Here is a 700-nt window from a genome sequence, read left to right on the forward strand (position 1 = left end):
ATACCCAAAGTCGGTTTGCTAACCTCGGAGGCGACCGCCTAAGGTAGGACTGGTGACTGGGGTGAAGTCGTAACAAGGTATCCCTACGAGAACGTGGGGATGGATCACCTCCTTTCTACGGAGTACATTTTGTTATGGAGAAAATATTCGTATTCAGTTTTGAGAGATCTATCTCTCTTTTGTTCTTTGAAAACTGAATATCGACATTGAAAAATTAATATATTAATATTTCAAAGTTTAGATCAACCTATAGAATATATCAAAAGACAAACAATAGGTCATACAATAAAACTATTAAACAAGATAAGAGTTTTTGGTGGATGCCTTGGGTCTGGAAGTCGATGAAGGACGTGATTACCTGCGATAAGCCTCGGTTAGCTGGAAATAAGCTGTTATCCGGGGATTTCCGAATGGGGAAACCTAATTGAGCTAATCCTCAATTGTCATATCGATGAATTCATAGTCGAATGAAGAGACACGCTGTGAATTGAAACATCTCAGTAGCAGCAGGAAGAGAAAATAAAGAATGATTCCCTTAGTAGTGGCGAGCGAACGGGGAAAAGCCCAAACCAGCACTTGTTGTTGGGGTTATAGGACTATTTACATGAAGTTACAAAACTTAAACATAGCAGAATAAGTTGGAACGCTTAAACATAGAGGGTGAAATTCCCGTAAGCGAAATGAATAAGTCTTCTAATAG

Annotated in this window: 2 rRNA genes; both read left to right on the forward strand. The window is 39.1% G+C overall.

From position 1 onward, the window contains the following. A 16S ribosomal RNA gene (locus FJM08_RS03215) occupies positions 1–115 on the forward strand; the annotation flags it as partial. Between the two features lie 178 nt (positions 116–293). After that, positions 294–700, forward strand: a 23S ribosomal RNA gene (locus FJM08_RS03495); the annotation flags it as partial.

The sequence above is a fragment of the Metamycoplasma equirhinis genome (genome assembly GCF_006385185.1).
Lineage (GTDB): Bacteria > Bacillota_I > Bacilli_A > Mycoplasmatales > Metamycoplasmataceae > Metamycoplasma > Metamycoplasma equirhinis.